This is a genomic window from Polynucleobacter corsicus (assembly GCF_018688255.1).
GTDB classification, from domain to species: Bacteria; Pseudomonadota; Gammaproteobacteria; order Burkholderiales; family Burkholderiaceae; genus Polynucleobacter; species Polynucleobacter corsicus.
Genome location: NZ_CP061314.1, coordinates 685,423 through 709,571, shown reverse-complemented (window position 1 = coordinate 709,571; position 24,149 = coordinate 685,423). Strand labels below are relative to the sequence as shown.

At 46.4% G+C, this 24,149-nt stretch carries 28 protein-coding genes and 1 tRNA gene; 16 read left to right on the top strand and 13 right to left on the bottom strand.

Annotation, left to right across the window (positions count from 1 at the left end):
* Positions 1-13: 13 nt before the first annotated feature.
* The 6 genes from C2747_RS03815 to C2747_RS03790 all read left to right on the top strand — a co-directional run bounded on the left by C2747_RS03815 (position 14) and on the right by C2747_RS03790 (position 5,047).
* Complete coding sequence (locus C2747_RS03815; RefSeq protein ID WP_215332563.1) at positions 14-1,537, top strand: fumarate hydratase; 1,524 nt, start codon at positions 14-16, stop codon at positions 1,535-1,537.
* A gap of 53 nt (positions 1,538-1,590) precedes the next feature.
* Positions 1,591-2,397, top strand: a complete 807-nt coding sequence (murI, locus tag C2747_RS03810) for a glutamate racemase (protein ID WP_215332561.1) — start codon at positions 1,591-1,593, stop codon at positions 2,395-2,397.
* The gene (locus C2747_RS03805; RefSeq protein WP_215332559.1) at positions 2,394-3,089 is read left to right on the top strand and encodes an energy transducer TonB; all 696 of its coding nucleotides are present in this window, start codon (positions 2,394-2,396) and stop codon (positions 3,087-3,089) included. Before murI ends, C2747_RS03805 begins: the two co-directional genes overlap by 4 nt.
* A gap of 4 nt (positions 3,090-3,093) precedes the next feature.
* Entirely contained in the window at positions 3,094-3,786 is a 693-nt protein-coding gene (locus C2747_RS03800) for a MotA/TolQ/ExbB proton channel family protein (protein WP_215332557.1), read from the top strand.
* 2 nt (positions 3,787-3,788) lie between these two features.
* Entirely contained in the window at positions 3,789-4,202 is a 414-nt protein-coding gene (locus C2747_RS03795) for an ExbD/TolR family protein (RefSeq protein ID WP_046329893.1), read from the top strand.
* Between the two features lie 218 nt (positions 4,203-4,420).
* Positions 4,421-5,047, top strand: coding sequence for an NYN domain-containing protein (locus tag C2747_RS03790; protein ID WP_251374818.1), 627 nt, complete (start codon positions 4,421-4,423; stop codon positions 5,045-5,047).
* Positions 5,048-5,059: 12 nt separating this feature from the next.
* Here C2747_RS03790 and C2747_RS03785 read toward each other — a convergent pair whose 3' ends face one another.
* Together C2747_RS03785 and C2747_RS03780 are read right to left on the bottom strand one after the other, a co-directional pair.
* Entirely contained in the window at positions 5,060-5,515 is a 456-nt protein-coding gene (locus tag C2747_RS03785) for a hypothetical protein (protein WP_251374817.1), read from the bottom strand.
* Between the two features lie 21 nt (positions 5,516-5,536).
* Positions 5,537-5,625 (bottom strand) — tRNA-Leu (locus C2747_RS03780).
* Positions 5,626-5,758: 133 nt separating this feature from the next.
* Here C2747_RS03780 and C2747_RS03775 point away from each other — a divergent pair.
* The 4 genes from C2747_RS03775 (at position 5,759) to purU (ending at position 10,004) form a co-directional block, all read left to right on the top strand.
* Positions 5,759-8,224, top strand: coding sequence for a penicillin acylase family protein (locus C2747_RS03775; RefSeq protein WP_215332555.1), 2,466 nt, complete (start codon positions 5,759-5,761; stop codon positions 8,222-8,224).
* A 79-nt stretch (positions 8,225-8,303) separates the two neighbouring features.
* Entirely contained in the window at positions 8,304-8,714 is a 411-nt protein-coding gene (locus C2747_RS03770; protein WP_251374816.1) for a surface-adhesin E family protein, read from the top strand.
* Positions 8,695-9,102 carry a hypothetical protein gene (locus C2747_RS03765; protein ID WP_215332553.1) on the top strand — a complete coding sequence of 136 codons (408 nt, stop codon included), beginning with the start codon at positions 8,695-8,697 and terminating at the stop codon, positions 9,100-9,102. Before C2747_RS03770 ends, C2747_RS03765 begins: the two co-directional genes overlap by 20 nt.
* A 47-nt stretch (positions 9,103-9,149) precedes the next feature.
* A complete protein-coding gene (purU, locus tag C2747_RS03760; protein ID WP_215332551.1) occupies positions 9,150-10,004 on the top strand; it encodes a formyltetrahydrofolate deformylase in 855 nt (284 codons plus the stop codon).
* A 7-nt stretch (positions 10,005-10,011) separates the two neighbouring features.
* Here purU and soxA read toward each other — a convergent pair whose 3' ends face one another.
* From soxA to C2747_RS03730, 6 genes are read right to left on the bottom strand one after another with little or no spacing between them, the layout of a single operon-like run.
* Positions 10,012-10,797, bottom strand: a complete 786-nt coding sequence (gene soxA, locus C2747_RS03755) for a sulfur oxidation c-type cytochrome SoxA (protein ID WP_251374815.1) — start codon at positions 10,795-10,797, stop codon at positions 10,012-10,014.
* Positions 10,794-11,123, bottom strand: coding sequence for a thiosulfate oxidation carrier complex protein SoxZ (locus tag C2747_RS03750; RefSeq protein ID WP_215332549.1), 330 nt, complete (start codon positions 11,121-11,123; stop codon positions 10,794-10,796). The genes soxA and C2747_RS03750 overlap by 4 nt, the downstream gene beginning before the upstream one ends.
* Entirely contained in the window at positions 11,120-11,605 is a 486-nt protein-coding gene (locus tag C2747_RS03745) for a SoxY-related AACIE arm protein (protein ID WP_215332546.1), read from the bottom strand. The genes C2747_RS03750 and C2747_RS03745 overlap by 4 nt, the downstream gene beginning before the upstream one ends.
* Positions 11,606-11,628: 23 nt before the next feature.
* Positions 11,629-12,063, bottom strand: coding sequence for a sulfur oxidation c-type cytochrome SoxX (soxX, locus tag C2747_RS03740; RefSeq protein ID WP_215332543.1), 435 nt, complete (start codon positions 12,061-12,063; stop codon positions 11,629-11,631).
* A gap of 19 nt (positions 12,064-12,082) precedes the next feature.
* A complete protein-coding gene (locus C2747_RS03735; protein WP_215332540.1) occupies positions 12,083-14,314 on the bottom strand; it encodes a xanthine dehydrogenase family protein molybdopterin-binding subunit in 2,232 nt (743 codons plus the stop codon).
* Positions 14,315-14,323: 9 nt separating this feature from the next.
* Positions 14,324-14,773, bottom strand: a complete 450-nt coding sequence (locus tag C2747_RS03730; protein ID WP_215332537.1) for a (2Fe-2S)-binding protein — start codon at positions 14,771-14,773, stop codon at positions 14,324-14,326.
* 132 nt (positions 14,774-14,905) lie between these two features.
* On the opposite strand from C2747_RS03730, the gene C2747_RS03725 reads away from it, so the two are divergent.
* The 4 genes from C2747_RS03725 (at position 14,906) to C2747_RS03710 (ending at position 18,787) form a co-directional block, all read left to right on the top strand.
* The gene (locus tag C2747_RS03725; RefSeq protein WP_215332535.1) at positions 14,906-15,259 is read left to right on the top strand and encodes a CidA/LrgA family protein; all 354 of its coding nucleotides are present in this window, start codon (positions 14,906-14,908) and stop codon (positions 15,257-15,259) included.
* Positions 15,256-15,981 (top strand): LrgB family protein, encoded by a 726-nt coding sequence (locus C2747_RS03720; RefSeq protein ID WP_215332532.1) that lies wholly within the window; start codon positions 15,256-15,258, stop codon positions 15,979-15,981. The genes C2747_RS03725 and C2747_RS03720 overlap by 4 nt, the downstream gene beginning before the upstream one ends.
* A 176-nt stretch (positions 15,982-16,157) precedes the next feature.
* Positions 16,158-17,150, top strand: coding sequence for a Bug family tripartite tricarboxylate transporter substrate binding protein (locus tag C2747_RS03715; protein ID WP_215332530.1), 993 nt, complete (start codon positions 16,158-16,160; stop codon positions 17,148-17,150).
* 47 nt (positions 17,151-17,197) lie between these two features.
* Complete coding sequence (locus C2747_RS03710; protein WP_215332527.1) at positions 17,198-18,787, top strand: gamma-glutamyltransferase family protein; 1,590 nt, start codon at positions 17,198-17,200, stop codon at positions 18,785-18,787.
* Between the two features lie 5 nt (positions 18,788-18,792).
* Here the strand turns inward: C2747_RS03710 and C2747_RS03705 are convergent, their stop codons facing one another.
* Positions 18,793-18,984 (bottom strand): AbrB/MazE/SpoVT family DNA-binding domain-containing protein, encoded by a 192-nt coding sequence (locus C2747_RS03705; protein WP_215332526.1) that lies wholly within the window; start codon positions 18,982-18,984, stop codon positions 18,793-18,795.
* A 509-nt stretch (positions 18,985-19,493) separates the two neighbouring features.
* Here C2747_RS03705 and C2747_RS03700 point away from each other — a divergent pair.
* Positions 19,494-19,838, top strand: coding sequence for a BrnA antitoxin family protein (locus tag C2747_RS03700; protein WP_215332525.1), 345 nt, complete (start codon positions 19,494-19,496; stop codon positions 19,836-19,838).
* Here the strand turns inward: C2747_RS03700 and C2747_RS03695 are convergent.
* Positions 19,835-21,163 carry an ATP-dependent DNA helicase gene (locus C2747_RS03695; RefSeq protein ID WP_215332524.1) on the bottom strand — a complete coding sequence of 443 codons (1,329 nt, stop codon included), beginning with the start codon at positions 21,161-21,163 and terminating at the stop codon, positions 19,835-19,837. The genes C2747_RS03700 and C2747_RS03695 overlap by 4 nt on opposite strands.
* A gap of 123 nt (positions 21,164-21,286) precedes the next feature.
* On the opposite strand from C2747_RS03695, the gene C2747_RS03690 reads away from it, so the two are divergent.
* A complete protein-coding gene (locus tag C2747_RS03690) occupies positions 21,287-21,772 on the top strand; it encodes a surface-adhesin E family protein (RefSeq protein ID WP_215332523.1) in 486 nt (161 codons plus the stop codon).
* Here C2747_RS03690 and C2747_RS03685 read toward each other — a convergent pair.
* The 3 genes from C2747_RS03685 to C2747_RS03675 all read right to left on the bottom strand — a co-directional run bounded on the left by C2747_RS03685 (position 21,769) and on the right by C2747_RS03675 (position 24,125).
* Positions 21,769-22,905, bottom strand: a complete 1,137-nt coding sequence (locus C2747_RS03685) for an EscU/YscU/HrcU family type III secretion system export apparatus switch protein (RefSeq protein ID WP_215332522.1) — start codon at positions 22,903-22,905, stop codon at positions 21,769-21,771. The two genes, C2747_RS03690 and C2747_RS03685, sit on opposite strands and share 4 nt — an antisense overlap.
* 61 nt (positions 22,906-22,966) lie before the next feature.
* Positions 22,967-23,233, bottom strand: a complete 267-nt coding sequence (locus C2747_RS03680) for a hypothetical protein (RefSeq protein ID WP_215332521.1) — start codon at positions 23,231-23,233, stop codon at positions 22,967-22,969.
* A 25-nt stretch (positions 23,234-23,258) separates the two neighbouring features.
* Positions 23,259-24,125 (bottom strand): flagellar motor protein MotB, encoded by an 867-nt coding sequence (locus C2747_RS03675; protein WP_215332520.1) that lies wholly within the window; start codon positions 24,123-24,125, stop codon positions 23,259-23,261.
* Positions 24,126-24,149 lie beyond the last annotated feature (24 nt).

Below are 24,149 nucleotides of genomic sequence, written 5' to 3'. Positions count from 1 at the left end.
TAAGCCTAAAACCATGACAAATATCAAACAAAACGACCTCATCCAAAGCGTGGCAGATGCCTTTCAATTCATCTCTTACTACCACCCTAAAGATTTTATCTCTGCCCTGGGCAAGGCTTATGAGCTTGAGCAAGGTGCTGCAGCGAAGGATGCGATCGCGCAGATTTTGACCAATAGCCGGATGTGTGCAGAAGGTCACCGCCCCATGTGTCAGGACACTGGCATTGCAGTCGTTTTCCTCAAAATTGGTATGAATGTCCAATGGGGCGATGCCACCATGAGCGTCAGTGAAATGGTGAACGAAGGTGTTCGTCGCGCCTATATGAATCCAGATAACCCACTACGCGCATCTGTTCTGACAGATCCAGCGGGTAAACGCAAAAACACAGGTGACAACACACCTGCTGTTATTCATTACGAAATCGTCCCAGGCAATGATGTTGAAGTCATTTGCGCAGCCAAAGGTGGCGGCTCTGAGAACAAGGCCAAGATGGTCATGCTCAACCCCTCGGATTCGATCGTTGACTGGGTAGTCAAGACAGTTCCGACGATGGGTGCGGGTTGGTGCCCTCCCGGTATCTTAGGTATCGGTATTGGCGGAACCCCAGAGAAGGCCATGTTGATGGCCAAAGAATCCTTGATGGGCCCAGTAGATATTCAGGAGCTTATTGCTCGCGGGCCACAAAATCGTATCGAGGAACTCCGTTTAGAGATTTTCGATAAAGTAAACAAGCTTGGTATTGGTGCTCAAGGTTTAGGTGGTCTTACTACCGTTCTTGATATCAAAATCATGGACTACCCAACCCATGCAGCCTCACTGCCGGTGGCGATGATTCCGAACTGCGCTGCTACCCGCCACATTCACTTTCATTTACATGGTGACGGCCCCGCTAAATTAGAAGCACCTTCATTATCCGATTGGCCAGACGTCACTTGGACTCCAGATACTAAAAAATCAAAGCGCGTGAACTTAGATACATTGACCGCGGAAGAAGTGGCTGGCTGGAAAGAAGGCGAAACACTTCTTCTTAATGGCAAAATTTTGACTGGTCGTGATGCAGCACATAAGCGCATTGCCGACATGCTTGCTAAAGGTGAAGAATTGCCAGTGAGTTTTAAAAACCGTGTGATCTATTACGTTGGCCCAGTAGATCCAGTAGGCAATGAAGCAGTAGGTCCAGCGGGCCCAACAACCTCAACTCGCATGGATAAGTTCACTGAGATGATGCTGGCTCAAACTGGCTTGATCTCCATGATTGGTAAAGCGGAGCGTGGCCCTACCGCAATTGAAGCGATCAAAAAACATAAATCCGCTTACTTGATGGCTGTTGGTGGCGCTGCATACTTGGTTTCTAAAGCCATTCAGACGGCAAAGGTAGTGGGCTTTGCTGACCTCGGTATGGAAGCAATTTATGAGTTCGATGTTAAAGACATGCCAGTGACAGTAGCGGTCAGCTCTGCCGGCATCTCTATGCATGAGACCGGTCCCAAAGAGTGGCAAGCAAAGATTGCTGGTATTCCAGTTGTGATTGCTTAAATCTTTTATTCAGTTATTTATTAACTCAACTACCGTTAGTTAAGCGACCTTACTTGGCACTCATCGGAGTTTTTGATTCTGGCGTTGGAGGCTTATCCATTTTGGATGAGGCTCTGCGCCAGCTTCCCGCGCATGACTACATCTATTTAGCTGACTCCATTCATGCTCCTTATGGAGAAAAATCTAGTGAGTGGATAGCTTCGCGCAGTATGGAGCTATGCCAATACTTAGCAGCGCAAGGTTGCGATGCCATTATGGTTGCCTGTAACACTGCCACTGCCGAGGCCATTGCAGATATTCGTGATGAGCTCAGTGATATTCCGATCATCGGCGTAGAGCCTGGCATCAAGCCTGCAGCAATGCAGTCAAACAATGGCATTGTTGGCGTACTCGCAACTGAGGCTACGCTCAAGAGCGATAAATTTAGCGCCCTACTGGCCACCCTGCCCAATTGTCAGTTTGTTAAGCAGGCGGGTGCTGGCTTAGTTCCTCTGATTGAAGCGGGCCAAGCTCATGGCGAGCAAACTCTAGAGTTACTTGCCGAACACCTAGAGCCCATTCAGGAAGCGGGGGCAGATACCCTTGTTCTAGGATGCACGCATTACCCTTTCTTGCGAAAAGCCATACGCAAATTATTGGGGGATTCAATTAATTTGATTGATACCAGTGAAGCAGTAGTTCGCCAACTCAAACGAAAACTAGAGTCACAGGGCATGCAGTTAGATGATGGTGAATATGGTTCTATCAAATTCATCAGCAGTAAAGATGCGCAGAACTTGCATCATATGGCGCATGAGCTCATGCAATCAGATCTGGATAAACACAGCATTGACTCTCGGTTAGTGAGCTCTTTCACATGAGCACCTTTTTAAATCGGATGAATGTGCACCTACCATTCGATAAGACCGAACGTATCATCATTGGCATTGTTATTGCCTTGCATGTATTGTTTCTGATTGGCTTTCAGAGTGGTATGAAGCCAGACAACGATAACAACCAAGATGATGCGCGTGTGATGGCCAATCTAGTAAGTCCTGAGGCCGCTAAACAACCTCAGGCCACCCCAGCTGCGCCTCCACCTAAACCCAAGCAAGAGCAGAAGAAGAAAACTGTAGATGAAAAATCCACGCAGGCACCAACACCGCCACAAAACCAACAACAAGCCCCCACCCCGCCAACACCCCAGCAGTCTAAAAGCGAATCACAGGCCCCGAATACTACGGTTGCACCAGCCACTACCTCTGGATCCAGTGGCACACCAATTCAGACTGACATTGGTAAACTGGTTGTCGTATATCAACCAGATGCAGATGCTTACTACCCTTCTTTCTCCAAAAGATCTGGAGAGCAAGGTGAAGTGGTGGTGAGACTGATTATTGATGAATCAGGTAATGTTGAAGATGTTGCCTTATTGCGTTCCAGCTCATTTCCAAGATTAGACAGAGCTGCAACGGAGATTGGTCGTCGTTATCGCTTTAAACCATTTTTAGTCAATGGTTCGCCTCAAAGAATTTCTACCAACCTTTTAATTAAATTTAATTTAAAGAATTAATATTATGAATACACCATTTGGCTTAGCAAATTTATGGCTTGAGGGCGATGCAGTTACCCGCTTTGTGGCCATCGCACTTCTGATCTGCTCCATTGTGACCTGGGTAATTTTGCTCTCCCGTTTTTGGGATTTACGTAATTTACGCAAACTCCAGCCTGAGCTCGATCAGTTTTGGCGCGCTACTTCCTATGACCAAGGTCTAAACGCATTTACTAGCCATGCAAATAATCCCTACTTTCAGATTGCTAAAGCTGCCAGTGGAGCCTCTACTCACCACCAGAGCCAATCGACCAATCATCGTGAGCTGTTGCAAACACTGAACTACTCCGAGTGGATGGCGAGAAGTCTGAAGAACAGTATTGATGGTGTTGCTGCCCAACTCCAAAAAGGGCTTACTTTCCTTGGTTCGACCGGTGCGACTGCACCATTTATTGGTTTGTTTGGAACGGTGTGGGGCATCTACCATGCTTTGATCGCAATTAGCAGCTCAGGCAGCGCACAGATTGATCAGGTTGCTGGCCCTATTGGCGAAGCACTCATCATGACTGCTTTAGGCTTGGCTGTAGCGATTCCAGCAGTATTAGGCTTTAATGCGATTAATCGTGCCAATAAATTATTAGTTGCTGATCTCAATCGCTTTGGCAATGATCTCCTCGCTTACTTTGTCACTGGTGCTCGCGTGAAGTCCGGAGAATAAACATGTCTTTTAATCTTCAGAACGATCAAGAAGAAAGCGGCATCATGGCCGAAATCAACATGACTCCGATGGTGGATGTCATGTTGGTGCTTCTCATCATCTTCATCATTACCCTGCCAGTCATTCAGCAGGCGGTGAAGGTTGAGCTGCCAAAAGCCAATAGTGTGCGCAATGAAGTCAAGCCAGAGTCAGTTCAACTCTCCATTGATGCTCAGGGCAAAATATTCTGGAATAGCACTCCAATTGATTTAAAGACTTTTGATGGCTATGCAGAAAAAGCTGCTCAAAAAGAACCGCAACCAGAAATCAATTTACGCGCAGATAAATCCGTCAAGTATGAATATGTTGCTCAAGTACTGGCAGCATCGCGTCGAGCCGGCTTAACGAAGCTGGGGTTTGTGACTGAGCCTAACTAGCAAGCCTTTAGCTCTCCCTATCCACTCCATAAACAGGGGTAACGAGATCAATTAAAATTTGTACCTAGAAAAGTTTGGCAATCAGGTCTAACGATTTCAAGCTTACAAATTATTGACAAGAGGGCTAATATTCCGCACAATAATTCCTGCAACCCTTACGTCTTAGACGTAAGCCGCAGGGCACCTTCGGGTGCCCTTGCTTTTTTATGGTGAGCTATATGCGAACCTATATTTACGTCGATGGATTTAACTTGTACTTTGGAGCCCTTAAAGGCACAAGCTATAAGTGGCTCAATATCGAGAAACTCTGCCAATCCATCCTAGACGCCAAAAATAAAATAGTGGGCATCAAATACTTTACTGCCCATGTTTCATCTACTCATGACGATCCCTTTAAGGCGATACGTCAACAACTATATTTGCGGGCATTATCCAAAGAGTGCAAAAATCTACAAATTATTAAGGGTCAATATACGACCCACATCGTCAAAAAAAGACTGGTAACCCCAACGAATGGGTCAAAATTTGCAGATGTATACCATCGAACTGAAAAGGGCTCTGATGTCAATTTGGCAGTTCACCCAGTAAATGATGCATGGCTCGATCAATACGATTGCGGGGTAGTAATTTCAGGGGATAGTGATTTAGCAGAATCAATTAAATTGGCTAGAAAAACCCCAATTAAAAAAGTTGTGGGTGTATTGGCTCCCGGAAAGAGGGGAATGTCAAAAGAGCTAATACAGGAGGCATCTTTCATTAGATCAATCTCATGCTCTGCCTTGGCAGCATCGCAGTTCCCAAGTACGATATTAAATAGCGCCATTACCAAACCAAGCGATTGGTAATAGCAATCCGCGCTAGGGATTACTCATTTGAGCGCACTGCTCCAGGTATGTCTTCGTACCCTCGCCAAGGGTTGCTGAAAGTATTCCACCTTTGATGGTCTCGGATTTTCTCAGCTGACCTGTTGAGCGATTAATCGTGATCAACGTGATGACAGAACCAGCACCATACTGAACACCATCAAAACTCTCTGGAGGAAATTGTGCTTCCATTGAAATAAGGACGGTAGATTCAGTAATAAGGACATTCTTAATGATTTGCCGACCCAACTCACTAGCCCGATCTAAATCTCGGTCATCAACGAAGACTTTGGCTTTCTGATTTTTTGAAGCGGCCGTGACTTTGAGTTGATATGTTTCGGTGTAATTCTTTTCCGAGCGCTCACACATAAAAATCAGCGGTTCTGCAGCCAAACTGGGGGTGGCACACAAAAGTAAGGGCAGCAAGGAGAGAAAGTGGAGGTATTTCAAAGATGCCTGAAATCAATCGATTGGTGCCCGAGGCCGGAATCGAACCGGCACGACTTTTTTGAGTCGGCAGATTTTAAATCTGCTGTGTCTACCGATTTCACCACTCGGGCTCGCACGAGCAATGAAGCCGTACTAAATAAATCAAGACAAATGAAATTTTAGCATGCGAGCCCCATCGGGGGCGGGAAGCCTGCTTTCATCAAGCCTGGGGTCTAGCTCAAGCAAACCCATTAAAATATCCTGATGAAAATGCCTACGCCAAGCTCGGGTCTTAAATCTGCCATTAAAGGCATCTTTTGGCTTGGTTCTGCGGCCCTAGTCTTGATCATCGCCGTTGGAATAATCTACCTAATCTCCGCTCAAACCAGCCCTTCCGGCAAGCGGATCATCAAGTCCCTCGGGGATTCCGTTTCGATTACCTTTGATGAGAGTGACATTCCCCATATTCAGGCGAAGAGCTCTACTGATGCACTCTTTGCGTTGGGTTATTTGCATGCCAGTGAGCGCTCCTGGCAAATGGAAATTAATCGTCGACTAGCCAGTGGGCGACTCTCTGAAATCCTTGGGAAAGAAACTTTCGAAATCGATCGCTTTATTCGTACACTGGGCATTAAGCGCGCTGCAGAGAAACAGTTTGATCGCTACCCTATTGCTACCAAGCGATTACTTCAGTCCTATGCAGATGGGGTTAACGCTGGTAATGCTCACTTAGGATGGGCCCTTCCAGTCGAATACTTTCTCACTGGCTCTAAACCAGGGAATTGGTCACCTACTGATAGCGTAGCGTGGATGTTGATGATGGCGCTTGATCTTGGCGGTAACTGGCAAAAAGAATTACAACGCCTTGAACTCTCCCAGTTTTTAAGTACCAAGCAAGTCTGGGAAGTGATTCCAGCATATACGCCTGGTGAACCTGTGAGTAATACTGACTTTGCGAAAATGTATCGGGATATCAATGTCTTTAATCCCAACCCCCTCGCAAGAGATCAAAAATCAAAGAAGTTGCCTGCAACTGAATTGACTATCAATGAAGTGCCAGGCGGTAAGGATGGTATCGGATCGAATAACTGGGCGCTTAGCGGAAAACTCACAGCCTCTGGTAAGCCCTTGTTAGCAAACGACCCACATCTAGGATTATCAGCGCCTGCAATTTGGTACATGGCTCACTTAGAAGCGCCAGGCCTCAATGTTATTGGTGCGACCCTCCCTGGTATTCCAGCAGTGGTGTTGGGTAGAACTGATAAGTTTGCGTGGAGCTTTACGAATACCGGCCCTGATGTACAGGATTTATATATTGAGCAACTAGATCCGAAAAATCCTGGAGTGTATCGAGGCCTAGATGGCCCGCTATCCTTTAAAGTTCGCCAAGAAATCATCGATATCAAAGGTGAGCCCTCAGTACGCTTTTTAGTCAAAGAGACTCGGCACGGTCCGGTGATTTCTGAATCTTATGCAAGTGCAAAACGAGTGATCGATACCGACCGTTTTGTTTTGTCTTTACGCTGGACGGCACTGGATATTGAAAATCAGTCCGTCGCTGGTTTACTGGATATGAATCACGCTAAAGATTTAGATACTTTTAAACACGCGCTACGCAAAAACTATGCGCCCATGCAAAACGTGGTGATGGCAGATGTCGATGGAAATATTGCTTATCAGGCCGCTGGTGTCGCACCCAAGCGCACTTTACATCAAGGCTTGTATGGCGTGGCGCCAGCACTAGGCTGGGAGAAAAAAGATGATTGGACTGGCTATGTCCCATTCGAGCAACTACCGAATAGCAATAACCCAAGCACCAGCTGGATCGCCACAGCCAATCAGAAAATCTTAGCCAATAACGATCCCAATCCACTAACCGGAGACTGGGATCTACCAACCCGTTATGACAGAATTGTGGAGCTCATTAATGGCAGGTCAACACATGATCTCGCCTCTATGAAAGCGATGCAAGCAGATACTCTATCTTTGGGTGCCACCCCATTATTAGGATTATTTAAATCAGTGCAGTCAACGCATCCACTGGCCCAACAAGCCATGGAACTCAGTAAGAATTTTGATGGGGATATGAAAATCGATAGTACTGGCGCACTGATATTTAATGCTTGGGCTGACCAACTTACGCGCAAACTCTTCTCACGCCTAGGATATTTGTTCACCGAGAATTATGGTAGCCGCAACTTTAGAAGCCCACTGATATTGCAATTAGAAAATCCTAATAGCCCTTGGTGTAACGATCCCCAAACTGAACGGATTGAGAGTTGTGCCGAAACTTCAAATGCAGCATTTGATAAAGCACTTGAGCAACTGAGTGCGCAATTTGGAAGCAATCCTAAAAATTGGGTTTGGGGTAACGCACATATCGCAGTCTCAGAGCATCGCCCTTTGAGTAAGGTGCCATTCCTTGGGAGTCTCTTTAATGTGGCGCAGCCTTTTCCTGGCGACAGCTTCAGCGTCAATGTGGGGCGCCTCGAACTACTGAGAACTGACAACCCTTTTGAAACTAAGCAGGCACCAAGCCTGCGGACGCTCTATGACTTGTCGGATCTAGAGCAGTCCCTCTTTATTTATCAATCTGGACAATCTGGCTGGGTGCAGAGTAAGTTTTACCGCAATATGAGTGCACTCTGGGCCCGAAATGAATACCTACCCCTACGAATGAAACCCCAAAAGGTCGGGCGTCAACTAGATCTGGCCATTAAAGAGAAATAAGCTGGGGGAGTTTAGAATGGTTCTTAAGATACCGACTGGGGTCTGAACCTACTTTAACAACAATGCGACAACGCCACATATGATGAAAAAAATACACGCACTTACTATTTTTACTACCCTCTCCTTATTACCTTTCTCTAGTAGCTTTGCTGAGTGGAAAGAATTGGGATCAAATGAGTTAATGGTGGTTTATGTGGATCTGGCTACGATTAGCGATTCCGGTGAAAAGGCTCAAATCATGTCGATGCTAGACTTCAAAAAGCCAGGCGTTAATCCAAAAAACAAACAACCCGTTAGCTCAATCATCGGCATCAACGAATACAACTGCCCTGCAATCAGCTACCGCCCAATCGAATACAAAGAGTTTGCTGGCAATAAAGGTAGCGGCAAAGTAATTTCTGATAACAAAACTCCCAAAAGTGAATTTGAGCCTGTCGTAAACGAGTCTTGGACAGCTGGAGTATTTAACGTTGTCTGCCAGCGTAAATAAACAGCGTATTTTGATTGCCCATCAAAGCAGACAAAACCTACCAGGGTGGTCTGCTTTAGGGGGTATAGTTCTCTGCTTCAATTTGGGTGCTTGTGCAGCCCCATTAATCGCTCTAGGAGGATCTGCTACTACAGCCGCAAGCTCTGCAGGCTCAGTAGCGGTATCAGCAGCAGTAGCCAACCCTTCGACTGCGGCTAGCGCCATCTCCACTGTAACGACCGGTAAATCCCCTTTAGAGCATGCCGCCTCAGCAGCAACTAAGCAAGATTGTAATTTTCTGAATGCTTTGGGACCAAAGCCGATTTGCTCAGATATTCCCGTTCCCAAAATTAAAGATATGAGCGAATCCTATCTGGGACCAGCAGATAGAGTGCCCACCGCCAAATAAGCAGTCTAAAATTGCATCTCACAAGCAATTCCTCCCTTTTTAAAGCCATGACTACAGAAAACTACTACCTCACACTGACCTGCCCTAATAGACCGGGTATTGTTGCAGCTGTTTCAACCTACATCTTTGAATTAGGTGGTGATATTGAGGAAGCTCAGCAATTTGATGACAAAGCTTCTAAACGTTTTTTTATGCGGGTGAGCTTTAGCTGCGGCACTGATAGCCAATCCCTCAAGGCTGGATTTGTAGAAATCGCTAAGCGCTTTGACCTCACTTGGGACTTGCGCGCTGTAAAAGATTTAAAGCGAGTGCTCATCATGGCATCCAAGCTCGATCATTGTTTAGTAGATCTTCTCTATCGCTGGCGTATTGGTGAGTTGCCAATGATCATCAGTGGGATTGTTTCTAATCATCCGCGTGAGGTTTACTCCAGTATTGATTTTGCAGATATTCCGTTTTATCACTTACCAGTTACACCAGAGACGAAGTCAGAGCAAGAAGCGAAGCTCCTTGAGATTGTTGCTGATGCAAAAGTGGATATGGTTATTTTGGCGCGCTACATGCAAATTCTGTCGGATGATTTATCCACCAAATTATCTGGTCGCTGCATCAACGTTCACCACTCCTTCTTGCCAAGCTTTAAAGGTGCTAAACCATACCATCAAGCCCATGCTCGCGGCATTAAGTTGATTGGGGCTACCGCACACTTTGTTACGAGTGATTTAGATGAAGGTCCGATCATTGAGCAAGATGTCACTCGTGTTACCCATGGCGATACGCCTGAAGACTTAGTGCGTAAAGGTAGAGATTTGGAGCGTACCGTACTCTCACGCGCCCTGCGTTACTACTTGCATGACCGTGTTTTGATTAATGGTGCAACTTCAGTCGTCTTTTCAGACTAATTTTTACTTAAGGCCTGACCCCTGGAGTTTCCAGGGGCATGCCTCTGGCTCGCCACATCAGAAATAACTCTAACTGGGCCATCTCTTGCGAGCCATACTCAAACTGCTGAGCGCGCACCCCACTCATACAGTTGCGTAGACGCCTTTGCAAAGATCCCATGGTCTGCCATTCAATTCGGTAAATGGGGTAGGCAGTTGGGTGACCTTGAGGAATGAGACTTCCACCCAACTTCAAGCCAGCGCGATCTTGATGGCATTGGGCACAAGATAAATTAAGCTGACCCATTCTTTCATTAAAGAACTGACGTCCTTGTTGTAGGTCTTTTTTGTTCTGAGGTGTTTCTTGCACGGCGATTGGCAAACCCTTGGATTGACTAGCTACAAATGTCGTTAAGGCCAAGAGCTCTTTACTCTCATAAGCGAGTGCTGGGGCTTCTTGCCGTGATGTACGACATTGATTAATTTGCCCCTCCAAGGTCTGCAACCTTCCTTTTTGCATCTTCGGAAACTGTGTTGCCATACCAGCCATCTTTTGCCCACTATCGCCATGGCAGGATGCACAAGATGCATTCTTTTTTCCGGTCTTTTCTTTCCAGAGGCTGTGACCATCCATAACCCAAAATGCAGCGGGATTGAGATTGGGGTCATCTTGCATTGCCCGATTCTCAGGCGTCATCAAGTGATAACTCGATTGCCGAGCATCCTTTGAAGACTCAAGCGCCAGACTAGAATTAGCCGCAATCAGAATGACTAACAGCGGTAATACACGAAGGCAGAAAACGAACAGATTCACGAGACGGTAAGTTGCGCCTGGTTCACCGCTTCATAGCCATCATCACCTACCCACTTGAATACAAGAGTACCGGAGGCTACTGCCACGGTAGTGAACATGATGAGGGGATTTGCACCGATGCCGGAGTAAAAATCCGCTCTGAATACCTCCTCGCCGTTGTATTGGCAGGTAAATAAGCGAATGATGTCGCGCGGGATTCGCTTGCCATCTTCGTTGTATCGATAGCCCGTCTCCATATCATGCTGAGCGATTGCCCGAATTTCAATAATGGCGCCTTTTTTTGCCTGGGCTGGCATCGTGATACCTGTGCGGGAAGTCTTACTCATATCATCTCCGTGCAGGCTGAAAGTGTGACTAAGGTATCTGCATATCCTCGGAAAAAGCTACCATCACTCATTTGTGCAATAGCCCAAACTCGTTGTGAGTCTGCCAACCTTACACGAGTCGTTAACTCAGCGCGGCCAGAGCGGGGTGTGAAATACGCGGTAAATATATTGGGAGATGGATTCTCTTCGGCAATCACATGCACCGCCTTAACGTAATCATTTGCTGTCATTGGGCTTTCTATAGACAGCTTGAGAACTACCAGATTGCCGCTCTCTACCAGAGGTGGAATTACTAATTTCACTCGGCCATCACGAATCGTGTTCGAGCCAGCAATTTTTGCGATCGCCTCCATTGCCTCTGGCTGTTTAGCCATCGTCAAACTCGGAGCCATCCAGCTGGATAGACCTAACAGACCGAGCGCAGATAAGTACGTCCGTCGACTCAGCTTGATGGGATTAGAACTCGGGTTGAACTCAGTCATATTGATTTCGTAATTTCAGTTAGTTATTGAAGGCTTACTAAAAAAGCTACAACATCTTCTATCTCTTGGCTAGTAAGAATAGTCTGATCGACGAACTTGGGGGACACACGACTCAGCCCAGTAGTGCGATAGTACGCCGGCATGATGCTGGATGGATTCAAGCGGCCTGGATCAACTAATCGAGCCCGCAATTGAGCTGGAGTAGATTGACCCACACTAGCTACCAAGTCTGGCGCCAGATTACCCTGAAAGCGCTCTTCTGGAAATGGTCCACTGTGACATAGCAAACATAAACCGACTTGACGACTAGCTACAATCGAGCGCCCCTTCACAGCATCCCCCGGAGAAGAAGTCAGGGGATTCACAATCGAATCCCCTGTCCAAGTTTGAGAGTGCGCTAAACAAGGCAGGAAAAGAGTCGAGGTCCCTAGCAATAAAGCTGCTAGCGTTCGTCTCATTCCCGCTTGCCCATCACCATTAAACCAACTTAATACCGCTGTTTTTCAATGGAACAGTGCGCAAGCGCTTGCCTGTTGCACGGTAGATCGCATTGAGAACAGCTGGCGCCGCAACGGCAATAGTCGGCTCACCAACACCGCCCCACTCTTTACCGCCACCTTGAATGATGATCGTCTCTACTTTAGGCATCTGAGACAGGCGAATGGAGTTAAAGGTGTCAAAGTTCTTCTGCACAACTGCGCCCTTCTCAATCGTAATTTCTTCTTCAAAGAGAGCGGATAAACCGTACACAAACGAACCAGAAACTTGACGAGCAACTTGAGCTGGGTTGACCACATAACCTGGATCCGTTGCAGCCACAATGCGATGAATTTTCACCTCATTACCATTGGTTACGGATAACTCGCAAGCTGCAGCTACATAGCTTCCGAATGAGCGCATTTGCGCAACGCCGCGGAATACACCTGGCTTAGCAGGCTTAGTCCAACCAATGCCATCTGCTACTGCATTGAGAACGGCTATCGCACGCGGGAATTTCTCCATATGTTTGCGACGGAATTCCACAGCATCAACACCTGTAGCTTCTGCCATCTCATCCATAAAGGTTTCTAGAAATACGGCATTTTGATTGACGTTCACGCCACGCCAGAAACCCGGTGGCACATGCGTATTGCGCATTGCGTGATCCACCATCAAATTCGGGATGCTATAAGTAATGCCGTGTTCACCCGCAGGATCTAGTCCCTGAAACACTACTGGATCTTTACCTTTGTTGGCTGCCACTACTGCTGGACGCACTGCCGCCAAAATAGACTGGCCTGACAAGCGCATATCTAAGCCAGTAATATTTTTCTTGTCATCAATCGCCGCGGTCATCTTGCACATCATGACGGGGTGATAGCGACCTTGTGTCATATCCTCTTCACGAGTCCAAATCAATTTGATTGGCGTGCCTGGCATTTGCTTAGCGATATTGACAGCTTGAGTTGTGTAATCCTGGAAGGCGCCACGACGACCGAATCCACCACCAAGGTTCACTTTGTAAGCATCACACTTTTCTGCTGGCAAACCAGATGCTGCAATGACTGCGGCAAGAGTAGCTTCCGCATCTTGAGTAGGAACCCAAGCTTCGCAAGAATCCGGCGTCCACTTTGCAGTCGCAGTTTGTGGCTCTAGAGTCGCATGGTTCAAGAATGGATAAAAATAGGTTGCTTCAATCGTTTTAGATGCTTTAGAAATCGCTTCTTTAGCATCACCATTGGAATTGCCAACAAAAGTCTCATTGGCAGTAAGTCCCTCTTCTAGCATTTTCTTAATCGATGCACTAGATACCTCACCGTTGCTACCGTTATCCCAAACAATATTGACCGCATCTAAGCCAGTCTTTGCCTGCCAGAAAGTATCAGCAACCACGGCAATCGCAGAGTCATTTACCTGAATGACCTTCTTCACCCCTTTGATACTGGTAGCCTTGGTGGCATCGTAACTTTTGACCTTACCGCCAAATACAGGAGACTCTTTAATAGTGGCAACCAACATGCCAGGCAACTTCAGATCAATGGCATAGATCTGCTTACCAGTGACTTTGTCAGCTGTGCCATCAATACGATTCAATGACTTACCAATCACAGTCCATTCTTTAGGATCTTTGAGAGCGATTTCCTTTGGCACTTCCAACTGAGATGCAGCAACCGATACTTTTCCAAAGGTAGTTTTACGACCAGATGGTGTGTGTGTAATGACGCTATCTTTAGCTACGCACTCAGATGCAGGGACATTCCATTGATTGGCTGCAGCTTGAACTAACATGATGCGAGCAGCTGCTCCACCCTTACGAACATACTGTTCAGAAGTACGAATACCGCGACTACCGCCAGTCGAGTAACTTCCCCATGCTTGCTTACGCTTGAGGCTCTCTGCAGGAGATGGGTACTCATAAGATACTTTTTTCCAGTCGCACTGTAATTCTTCTGCAACCATCTGGGCTAAGCCAGTAATAGTTCCTTGACCCATCTCAGAGCGCACGATACGCACAATGATGTCATCGTTTGGCTTAATCACTACCCAAACACCAATCTCTGGTGTTGCGAGTGGAGTCATGGCAGTTGTGCCAGTCCCCATAGCAGCATTTGCTGATGAGATGAAAGAGAAGTCAAAGCCAATTGCTAGTCCAGTTGCAATAGCACTTGAGCCAACAATAAAGTGGCGACGTGAAGTGTTGGTAGTGTTTGTATTAATCGTTTTAGTCATGATTGCTCCTTATGCCTTGCTCACAGCATGAATAGCATCACGCACTTGTTGAAAGGTTCCGCAGCGGCAGATATTCGTTACAGCGGCATCAATCTGCGCATCCGTTGGTTTTGGAGTATTGCGCAATAGGGCCGTAGTTGCCATCACCATGCCTGACTGGCAGTAACCACATTGCGGCACCTGATTGTCAACCCACGCTTTTTGAACCTTAGAGAGCTGGCCATTTTTTTCTAAGCTCTCAATAGTTTCAATCTTCCTACCTGCAGCCGCACTCACCGGAATTGAACAACTCCGAATTGCCTGACCATCAAACAAAACAGTACATGCACCGCACTGACCTACACCGCAACCATATTTAGTACCTGTTAATCCAACATGATCACGGATTACCCACAATAAAGGGGTTTCCGGATCAACATCCACCTGGTACTTCTTACCGTTGACGTTTAAGTCGGCCATGAGCGCTCTCCATAGTATTTTTGTATTAAAGTCCCATCTCTTAGATAAAGACCCTGCTTTTGTTGTGTTTATCTTACCCAAGAAATAATTTATTGCTTTGCAACATATATTGCAGAGCAGTAAGATCAAGCCATGATCTCCGGCCTAGTCCAAATCCTTCTCTTTCAAAGCCTAGGCGAGCTTGTATCTAAGTTTGCTCTACCCACACTACCAGGGCCTGTCATTGGCTTGGTCCTACTCATTATTTGGCTGGTACTGCGCAAGGGGATTAACCCTGAACTCGCATTGGTGGCTGACGGCTTTAGCCAATACCTTGGCCTCTTATTCGTTCCGGCAGCCGTTGGGGTGGTGCTTTTTTTACCCCAACTGAAGGCCAATGCCCTAGCAATCATCAGCGCCTTGGTTGGTAGCGTGATTCTGACTATTGCCACCAGCGCGATAGTTGTTCGCTTTTTGAGCCCAAAGCCAACAGAGACTGGGCAATGAACGAAAAACATTCGATTGTGGAGATTTGGGTTTATCTCTCAGGCAGCCCTTTATTCGCCCTCTTTATTACTTTGGCCGCCTATCAAGTTGGCCTCTCAATTTATAAAGCTGCCAAACAGAATCCTTTAGCTAATCCAGTGGCAATTGCCATCATTCTGGTAGCCAGCATCATTCAATTTGTTGAAATGCCCTATTCCACCTACTTTGAAGGCGCGCAATTTATTCATTTCTTATTAGGCTCGGCAACCGTTTCTTTAGCCATACCCATCTATAGAGGCTTAAGCAGCTTGAAGGGTCGATCATTTCCCTTGCTGGCATCTTTAATTGCGGGTGGCTTGGTATCTATTATTGGCGCAGTAAACATCGCCAAATTGTTAGGGGCTGATTCCAGCATTACAGGTGCCATGTACCCCAAATCAGTTACCGCACCTATTGCTATGGGTATTGCTGAACGTATCGGCGTATCCCCAACCCTGACCGCCATCTTTGCGGTGACTACCGGAATCCTCGGAGCTATTCTGGCGCCCTTTATTCTGAATGCATTGGGCATGAAAGCGTGGTGGCAACGGGGGTTTGCCATTGGCATTGGCGCGCATGGCATTGGCACCTCACGTGCATTTAGCATTCATCCTGAGGCGGGGACTTATGCCAGTCTCGCTATGGGAATGAATGGCGTCATCAGTGCTGTGGCCATTCCGATTTTGTATCACCTGTTTAACTAGATGACTCACTCCAATGCAATGTGGGATATGAGCTCAAAAAGGGGTGGCATGCACTAATAGTGAGCACCAATTTCTGATTTAGCATCAAAGAAGCCATCTTCCTGATCACTACTGCTTTAAGCTTGAGTGATCGGCATTTTCATAAACAAGCTATTCATCATTTAAAGAATATCAACATGAATCCTCTTAAGCGCAAAACTGCCCATGCACTCTTAGGCTTTATATTTACAACAATCCTGTGCGGCAACGCCTTGGCAGCGCCTGAGGGAGATTGGCCCAAGAAACCGATCATCGCCATCCTGCCTTTTCCTGCTGGTGGCTCTACCGACGTATTTGCCAGATCAATAGGCGTGCCTCTTGGTGAGGCCTTAGGTCAACCAGTGGTCATTGACAATAAACCAGGTGCTGGTGGCATGATTGCTTTAGGGGCAGCTGCCAAGGCAGCTCCTGATGGCTACACCCTGTTATTTAGTGCCCTCACCAATCAATCGATTTCTCAAGCACTTTTCAAAAATCCACCGGCCGATCTCACCAAAGACTTTGCACCGATCGCGCTAGTAGGCTCAATCCCGCATCTGATCGTAGTAAACCCGTCGGTACCTGCTAAGAATTTGCCTGAACTCATTGCCTTTATTAAATCTAAAAAGGGAGACTTTAATTACGCCTCTCAAGGTAACGGCAGTCTCTCTCACCTTGAGTCAACCATGTTCATACAACGGATTGGTGCTGCTGGCACCCACATCCCTTACAAAGGTAGCGCTTTTGCCCTGCCAGATTTAATTGCTGGTAATACGCTCATGATGTTTGATAGCGTGACCGCATCTTTGCCCCATATTCAAAGTGGCAAGTTGCGCCCCATTGCAATTGCCGCCCCTGAACGTTCGCCATTAATGCCGAATGTCCCCACCCTAGGCCAAGATGGTATGAAACAATTTGATGTAGAAAACCTCTATGCCATCTTTGCTCCCAAAGGTACGCCCCCGGCGATTGTTGCAAGAATAGAAAGAGAAATTCGGAAGATTTTGACTAACCCCGACTTTAAGAATCGTCTTGCAAATCAGGGTATCCATCCTCAATTTGCCAACTCTGAACAATTGACTGTGATCACGCAAAGCGAGCATACCAAGTGGGAGAAGGCAGTGAAATCAGCCAACGTTAAAATTGACTAATTGCTACTTCCTTTTGCTCACCCCTATTTAATGAATAGATTAGATCCATGTTGATTTCCCCTCCCTTTGGTGGCGCTCGTGCCCCAGTCCTTGCTAAAAATGCAGTTGCTAGCTCACAGCCATTGGCAACCCAAGCGGGCATTGAAGCTTTGCAAAACGGTGGCAATGCAGTTGATGCAGCCTTAGCTACAGCAATCACACTCACCGTGGTGGAGCCCACCATGAATGGTCTTGGTGGCGATGGCTTTGCACTCATTTGGGATGGTAAAAAACTCCATGGTATGAATGCCTCTGGTCGTGCCCCAGCCGCTTGGACGCCAGAATATTTTTCTGGCAAAACTGCCATGGATTTGATTGGCTGGAATACTGTGACTGTGCCAGGCATGGTTTCAGGATGGATTGAGTTATCTCGTAAGTTTGGCAAGCTGCCTTTTGCACAACTCTTTAAGCGTGCCATTGACTATGCTGAAAACGGCTTCCCAGTTTCACCGGTCATTGCGCGCCAATGGCGCGAAGCAATTCCGATTCTGAAAAATGAACCTGGTTTTAGTGAATCGTTTTTGATTGATGGCAAAGCGCCAACTGCCGGCCAACTCTGGCGCTACCCTGCTCAAGCAAATACCTTGCGCGAGATCGCCAACACTGAAGGTGAATCTTTTTACACCGGTAAGTTAGCCCAAAGCATGGTCGACTTTGCTCAAAGCACGGGTGGCTGCTTCACTATGGCCGATTTTGCTGCTAATCAAACTGACTGGGTTGAGCCCTTAGCGTTTGATTATGGTGATTACACCTTGCATGAGATTCCTCCCAATGGCTCGGGCATTGTGGCGCAGATAGCGCTCGGTATTTTGCAAGCAGCCAACGTAAAACAATATCCCGCCAACTCTGCACAGCGTATTCATCTGCAGGTAGAAGCGATGCGTATGGCCTTTGCTGACGCCTATGCTCATGTATCCGATGCCAGCACTATGAAGGTGCCGACAAGCGCTCTATTGGACAGGGATTATTTAGCTAGCCGCGCTGCACTGATTAATCACAATCAAGCAGGTAGCTACGGTGCTGGAGATCCACATGCTGGCGGCACTGTTTACCTGTGCGCTGCCGATGATTCCGGCATGATAATTTCTTATATTCAGTCCAACTTTAAGGGCTTTGGCTCTGGTGTGGTTGCTCCTGGTGGCATTGCCTTCCATAACCGCGGCATGAGCTTTAGTTTGGTCGACGGTCATCCGAATCAAGTAGCTCCAGGTAAGCGCCCTTTCCACACCATCATCCCCGCATTCCTCACCAAAGGTAGTCAGCCAGCTATGGCATTTGGTGTGATGGGTGGCAATATGCAGCCACAGGGACATCTTCAGTTTGTGATGCGCTTTGTCGATGAATATCTCAATCCACAGGCTTGCTCAGATGCACCCCGCTGGAGAATTGATGATGTGGGCAAGCTCACTGCGGAAGCATCTATGCCTACTGCAGTAGTCGAGGTATTAAAAGCAATGGGGCATGAGGTAACGGTTATGCCAGCTAATAGCTTGGACTTTGGTAGCGCTCAAGCCATTGCCTTATTAGGCGAAGAAACTAAGGACGCTTACATTGCTGGTAGCGATCATCGTCGAGATGGATTGGCGGCGGGGTTCTAAACGGCTCACCACTCCAGCTCTTGATCCTCTAGATTCGGAAAATCACCCAAACGTAAATAGTCGTCGCCGTCCCTGGCGATGGCTTTTGAGCCTTCACTCCAACCCACCCTAGGCGCCACCCTCTCCGAAGGAAGCATCTTTGAAATGCCGCTCTTCGAGTCAGCGAGTTCATTGTGTTGAGTAAGATCTTTTTTCATTTAGATAAAACAGAGTAGCGCCACTAGAAATTTTAATGGGGCACTACTGTTCAATACCCTTTAAATAAATCGCACTCTTTCAATCATGGGTTAATAAACCCAATCACTTTTGAGCTCACCCTTTTGATAAAATCTGTATATACAATACAGGGAAAAGAGCATGAAAAATCTGGTCATTAGCCCAGTAATCGAGGAAAAGTTAACCTTCAAACACCAGATTACTCGCAAAGATGTTGAATAGTGCTTTATTAATAGAACTCGCTCTTACTTGATAGATGATAGACTTGAGCACCAAACTAAGCCGCCTACAGAGTGGTTTATCTCAGAAAACGATCGAGGAATTCTGATAAAAGTGATTCTTATATTTGATGATGGGCTAATTTACTTAAAAAGCGCATTTCCTCCAAATTCAACAGAAATTTGTATATACAATACAATATCAATACCTTACTAAACATGTCATTTTTATGAAATTGGCGAAAGATTAAAACTCAAGAGCGAGGAAAGCGATGATCGCAAAAAGTAAGAAAGTAAAAATAGACAATTCCGCTGAGGCTTGGGAAAGTGGTGAGCTAGGTAGCGACCTCAAGCATGCAAGGGCAGTCGATAAGAAAATCGGCGTTCAAATTGATGAAGCACTAGGGCTACAAATGATCTCCATCAGACTGGAGCAGGACTTGATTGAGTCCTATAAGCTCTTAGGTGCTAAATACGATATGGGCTATCAACCCCTAATGCGTGAAGCTTTGAAAAGATTCGTTGAGGGTGAATTTAAACTCATTGCCAGTGAAGTACTAGAAAAGCAGCGAGCGGAGAAGCAAAAGAACGTTAAAAGAATGGCAAAAGCAGCTTAATTAGGCAAGCAGTTCAAATAGAAACGCTTCACCTCTTGATCGCAGCTCACATCCTTAGGTTGTATTGGGCGCTCGAGAGTTATGCCCTCAATGGAGGTGCAGCGACTCAAGGCGACATAAACTTGCCCTGAGGCAAATGCTCCTGAGGAGAGGTCTACTTTGATCTTATCCAAAGTCTTGCCTTGGCTCTTATGAATAGTGACAGCCCAAGCTAGCATGAGTGGGATCTGCACAAAGGTGCCAATGATGTTTGGTGAGATCTTGCCAGACATCATGTCGTGGTCATAGCGATAGGACTCCCACTGATGCCCTTTGACTTCCACCGTATTGGAGTAAGGGCCGTTTTGCACCATTACCTTCACGGTGTTGGGCAGCAGTTCGCGAACGACGCCAATTGTGCCGTTCACCCAGCGCTTAGGGAAATTGCTATCGGTTGCCGTAAACATGACCTTGGCACCCACCTTGAGGGTGAGCTGATTAGGTGATGGCAGGTTACGATCATCCACATTGAACTTACCAGTGCAATTGCCCATATACACTTTGGCATCAGTTGTGAGTGCGCGTAATCCTGCGCCATTAATTTGATCTGCACGGGCATTGGTTGTGGTTAGCGTAATGGTTTGCTCATCAACTTCTTTTTTAGTTTCATAGCAGACGGCATTTAAGGTGTTGAGCGCCTCTTCAATATCTTGATTAATACGGATTTGATTGAGCAGTCCTGCAAAGTGGACGTCTTTTTGACGGAAGATCTTAGACAGCTCCACCATCGTGACATCTTTTCGATGTAGCGCATTAGCGCAAAAGAAGTAAGGACCTTCGTAACCGCGCTCAGAGAGCACTTGCATATCTGCTTGAGACACAACTGGAGGCAACTGAAACAAGTCTCCTACAAACATCACCTGTATGCCACCGAAGGGCTCATTCTTTTGAGGTCCGTTAGCGCGTAGGAATAGATCAATTGCATCCACTACATCCACTCTGACCATCGAGATCTCATCAATGATGAGTAGGCGGATATCTTTATAGAGACGCTTATCTTTTAGAGGCTTGATATCTTCTTCAGGGAAGATCAAGCGAGGCGGTAAGCGAAAGAAGGAATGAATTGTGACGCCCTTCACCTGCAATGCTGCTACGCCAGTTGGTGCAACTACCACTACATTGCCATGAACATGCTCACGCAGATAGCCAATTAAAGTGGTCTTACCGGTGCCCGCTTTACCACTCACAAAGATATAAGGGTCGTGACGCTCGATGGCGTCGATGACCTCCTGGTACTCAGGGGTGATTTCAATTTCAGACGCTTCAGAGGTATTGGCTGGGGTCATTCAAGATTTAAGAGGGATTTAGGCCTGCAATTGAGCTCAGGCTGTTGTTAAGTGTAACGAAAAGCCCATGACCGCAATGATTTAATCTAAAATACCCATTAGCCCCAACAGACTCAATGGCCTATGAAAAAAGTTCGCTTAACCCTTCTAATCGCCTTAACGCTGACTAGCTTAAATGCGGCAGCAGAGTGGTCTGCAATTGATGAAGAAAAAGGTGTCTACTTCGACACTGCCTCGATTCAAACAGAGGGTCAACTCGTTAAAGTTTGGGCGCTACAAAACTATAAAAAAGCGCTTCCTCTTGGAAACAAAGTAACCCGCTCTAAGAAAATTTTCCTAGAAAATAACTGCCTGAACTCTCAAATTAGAACTCTTGCATTTAGCTTTATGACTGAAGAAATGGGTGAGGGATACCCTATTCCCGGTTTCCCGCTAATCAGCACTAGCTCCTATGCCAAATGGCGCGCTGTGGAGCCTAATAGTTTTTATCAGATACTGTTTAATAAAGTGTGCCGACCCAGCGCACCCTCTGCCAATCAATCACTTCAAGACGGCGAGGAAATTGTGGCTCCTAATGCTGCACCAACCGAAGATAAAAACCGGATTTAAGCTCTAGCTCGCTGAAATTTTGTTGGCTCTAACTCTGGAAGCGGTCCAACATCTGGCAAATCAAGACTGCCCGACTCCTGCTTCATCTCATAAGCCCAAGCCAATACTTTTGCAACCGCCTCAAATAGCTGGAATGGAATAGCCTCACCAATTTCTAGGCGCGAATACATTAGACGTGCCAGCGGTGGAATGCGCGCAATCGGCACCTGATGATCTTTTGCAATATCCTGAATACGTAGCGCAACATCATCCGAGCCTTTGGCCACAACTACTGGAGCGGCCATCTTCTCCTGGTCATAGCGAATAGCCACTGAATAGTGATCCGGGTTGGCCAGCACTACGTCTGCCTTTTCAATTGCCGCCATCATTCTTGAGGTAGAAAGCTGTCTTTGTTTTTGACGGATCCTTGCACGCATCTCAGGAGAGCCCTCAGACTCTTTAATCTCTTGCTTCATTTCTTCTTGTGACATACGCATTTGTTTGCGGAAGTTAAACCACTGAAAGAAGGTGTCCCCAAAAGCAATCAAAATCATCGGCATCAATAAAAAAAGGAAGCCGTAAACAATCAATTTGTAAGATTCCGTAAAGGCAACATTGATATCTTGATTAGCAATCATTGTCAGACTACCCCACAACCCAATCATGTAAGTTAAGCCAACCGATAGCAATAATGAGGCTTTGAAAATATTCTTAAGCAACTCAACGAGCGTGTTTACCGAGAACATGCGCCCCATGCCGCTAATGGGATCCAAGCGGTTACCATTGAATTTAAATACAAAGTACGGCCTAAATGCTACTAAGGTTAACGGTGACAAGAAGGAAATCACCCAAAGTGGAATCACAATGAGTAAGAGAACGCCACAAAACGTTAAGAGAGAACCTGAACCCCAAAGCAAAATGTTGTCCAAAATACGATTAGGATCGCCAAAGGTTAAGCCGCCCTTCACCATGCGCACCATTTGATCCATAAAGAGTGGGCCAAATGCTAAAAAAGCCATGGGCACAACTGCCAACATCGCAAAGGTGGTTAAGTCTCTAGATTGAGGGAGCTGCCCCTCCTCACGCGCTTTCTGAAGCCTCCGCTCGGTGGGGTCTAACGACCGCTCTTCGTCCTTATCGTTCTCTTCTGCCAAGCGTCTATTTCCTTAAATTTACCGGGAAATAATACCTCTAAATATTAAAACTAAGCGCTTTCTAGGGTTTATAACGATCCTTGTAGTCTTCAATCATCTTTGGAGTAACTGTAATTGAGTAGCAAATGGGTGCGGAGGCACTCTTGGATGAATAAACACTGCGATAACCACACTGCCTACCATCTGGGTGGGTGCTGTAGGGGCAAGGGCAGACACCCTTGTAGTTGGCGATCGATTCTTTAATGACTTCTTTAGCAATCTCTTCATCACTAGGACTGGCATGCACCAATCCAGCAAGCAGGAGTAAAGCAACAAGAATAATTTTCATGGTGTTAAAAATTATTTAAGAATTTTTAAGGTTTGGCTGGAGCAGCCCCTTTTGGTGGCTCTACTTTAAAGACGATATCTTTTGCGTTTTCCGAATTAGGATTAGATACCTTTGCCTTAGGTGTAAAGGCAGTAATCGTAATCCGGCGATTGAGCGGATTGCGAGGATCATCTTTTACAAATAGATTGTTATCGGCATAGCCAATCACTTGGGAGATCTTGCTCTCAGACAAACCACCTGCGAGCAGTTCGCGCCTTGCAGCATTTGCACGATCCGCGGAGAGCTCCCAGTTGGTATAAGTAGCGCCTGGACGATAAGCAGAAGCATCGGTGTGCCCCTCCACTTTGATCTTAAAGCGAGAAGATGACAATGGCTTACCTAACTTTTGCAACACTTGTGCAGTAGTTGCTTCTAGCGTTGAACTACCCAGAACGAACATTGGCTTTTTATTTTCTGCCAAGGTAATAGTCAGGCCATCAGGCGTTTCTTCAATCAGCAGATCATTGCTATTCTTCATTAAATCCGCATTGTCTTTGATAAAAGCCTCAATTTCTCTTCGCAGTTCTTTTAGGCGCTCAAGATATAGCTTTGCCTCTTCAAGATCATCAATGATTGTCTCGTCTTTAGTGTCTGACTTATCATCACCAATAGCGTTGGCAGTTGAATCGGTAACTTGATTCTTGGAATTCCCCTTAAAGTAGTCAGCAATGCTATCTTTTTGTGTTTGTGGAATCATGCTCACAATCCACATAATTAAGAAGAACACCATCATCGCAGTGACAAAGTCGGCGTAGGCGATCTTCCATTGACCCCCATGGGATACTTTATGACGCTTACGCGCACGTCTCATGACGTAGACGATAGGTTGTGGATCTTTAGGATCTAGCGGCACAGTGACAACTCTTAAAATTTAAAA